Consider the following 2,306-nt stretch of genomic DNA (forward strand, 5'->3'; position numbering starts at 1 on the left):
AGTTATGGAAGTACTGAGGAACCAGACAGCAAAAAGGATGCACCAAAAAGAACACACAGCGGTGAAAGTTCGTTTATTAATAAGGAGACTGCCGCACATTCCGCAAGTGATCCGAATATCAAGGATAACAATGAAGTACTTGATTACCGTGTTGACACTGATGGAACAGCAAGAGTAATCAACACAAAGGAAATCGCAGTGATCGGCATAGAACGTGGAATCGGAACAACGCATACCGTTATGTTTATGGCACAGGTTCTGGCTAAAAATACAGGTAAAAAAGTTGCGGTTGTTGAAATTAACGGTTCTGGAACAATGCGAAACCTTGGGGAGTGGATACTTGGCCGGGAGATAGAAACCAACAATTATCCGCTCGGCAGTGTTGACGTATATTTTGAAATGGATTATCTTACATTTACCACGATGTACAAGGATGATTACGACTTTGTTATTGTTGATTTTGGCTGTTACAGCAGAAAACGTGAGTCAATGAAAGAGTTTATTAGAATGCAGAACAAGTATATCATGGCAAGCGGTATTGACTGGAATCTTGGGAAACTTGAGGATTTTTATGATGATTTCATTGTTGACAAGTACCATATGTCGGTATACCTTATTCCGTATCTTGAAGATGAAAAGCTTGAGCCGGTAAAGAAAATCGTAAGACCTAATAAGGTATATTCAATGCCGTTTGTAATAAATCCATTCATGCCGGATAACAGAGAGTGTGAAGATTATATATTAAAAGTTCTGGATGAATATACAGAGCCGGAAAGTGGTGAGGAATATGATGGGCCTGAAAAACAGGGCTTTTTCAACAACTTGAAAGAAAAGCTTAGGTTCGGAAAGAAAAAGGAAGGTGAAAAGGATGCCAGGGAAGAATAGAAAAGTAGAGAAAGTACATTCGAATGGAATGGCTGACATGTTCAGAGACAGAATAGAAGAAAGCCAGAGCGGGTTTGAAGATGATGAACCGGAAGTAACGAAAGAAGCTCTTCAGGCTGGCAAGGCCGTCGCCGATGTCATTGGGGCAGGCGGAAAACAGGTCAGTAAATTTGCTTCTGTTGTGATTACAATAATTGCAATACTTGTGCTCCTTGCGGCGCTCGAAATTGTGGCTTTATTATTTATGCCGAGTATCGGATATGAGATATTGTATAAAATAAATGATTTGTGGCAGATGCGCCCGCAGAGAAGAATCTAAGAAAGCACCGGTTTTTGCCGGTGCTTATTTTAACACGCCGTAAGCAAGAAATCCCCCACCTCTATAGGTGGTGGAATGAATTGCGGATTACACGGCGTTTTTGACTTTTCTATTTTATTATGTTATAATATATTTATAAATCAGTCGTATTTAGCAGAAAAGGTATAAGTGTAATGAAATTAGATACAAATAATCATTCAGTGTTCATGTTGCATTATCATCTGATTATGTGCGTAAAATATCGAAATAAGGTAATAGATGATATTATTTCTAATCGTTTAAAAGAGATATTTGAAAAGATTGCTCCTACTTATAATATTGTATTAGAAGAGTGGAATCATGATATAGATCATGTACATATTTTGTTTAGGGGACAACCAAATACAGAAATCAGCAAATTCATCAATGCATATAAATCAGCAAGTAGCAGACTCATAAAGAAAGAATTTCCTCAAATACGTAAATCTTTATGGAAAGAAATGTTCTGGTCACAGAGTTTTTGTCTACTGACTACAAGTGGAGTTACTGTAGATATTATTAAACAGTATATAGCATCACAGGGAAAGAAAAATGGCAAATAAAGCAATTAAATATCGCATATATCCTACAACTGAACAGAGAGTTATGTTTACTAAGACCTTTGGTTGTTGCCGCAAGGTCTATAATCTTATGCTTGCAGATAAGATTGAGGGTTATAAAGCGACTGGGAAATTCCCTACTGTAACGCCTGCTAAGTATAAGGAAGATTATCCTTATCTTAAAGAAGTAGACAGTCTTGCGCTTGCCAATAAACAGATGGATTTACAAGCAGCGTTTCGTAATAGATTCAATAAAAAACGTAAAAAGAAAAGTGGATTTCCTAAATTCAAATCCGCAAAACATAGCCGCAAGTCTTATACTACGAATAATCAAAACGGCACAGTGGCTATTATAAATAATAAATATATCAAGTTACCTAAAATTGGTAAAGTGAAAGCCGTTATTCATCGTATTCCTAATGATAATTGGACTGTCAAGTCTGCTACTATATCACTAGCGTCAGATGGTAAGTATTATGCTTCTGTTCTTTTTGAATTTGATGAAATAGAAAATACCTATATAG

4 protein-coding genes are annotated in these 2,306 nt (G+C 36.6%); all 4 read left to right on the top strand.

The window, feature by feature from the left end; translation table 11 throughout:
• A partial coding sequence (locus ACT8VG_RS10245; protein WP_444195804.1) for a hypothetical protein occupies positions 1-885 on the top strand: 885 nt, incomplete at its 5' end.
• Complete coding sequence (locus tag ACT8VG_RS10250; protein ID WP_444195805.1) at positions 869-1,204, top strand: hypothetical protein; 336 nt, start codon at positions 869-871, stop codon at positions 1,202-1,204. The genes ACT8VG_RS10245 and ACT8VG_RS10250, both read left to right, overlap by 17 nt.
• Before the next feature lie 173 nt (positions 1,205-1,377).
• Positions 1,378-1,785, top strand: coding sequence for an IS200/IS605 family transposase (tnpA, locus tag ACT8VG_RS10255; RefSeq protein ID WP_418619396.1), 408 nt, complete (start codon positions 1,378-1,380; stop codon positions 1,783-1,785).
• A partial coding sequence (locus ACT8VG_RS10260) for an RNA-guided endonuclease TnpB family protein (RefSeq protein WP_444195806.1) occupies positions 1,775-2,306 on the top strand: 532 nt, incomplete at its 3' end. The genes tnpA and ACT8VG_RS10260, both read left to right, overlap by 11 nt.

Source organism: Catenibacterium sp. (assembly GCF_052354645.1).
Classification (GTDB): domain Bacteria; phylum Bacillota_I; class Bacilli_A; order Erysipelotrichales; family Coprobacillaceae; genus Catenibacterium; species Catenibacterium mitsuoka_A.

What these genes read in the sequence shown, in the direction of transcription:
- tnpA (WP_418619396.1), top strand. Translation starts at nt 1,378, where the DNA reads ATGAAATTAGATACAAATAATCATTCAGTGTTCATGTTGCATTATCAT.
- ACT8VG_RS10250 (WP_444195805.1), top strand. Translation starts at nt 869, where the DNA reads ATGCCAGGGAAGAATAGAAAAGTAGAGAAAGTACATTCGAATGGAATG.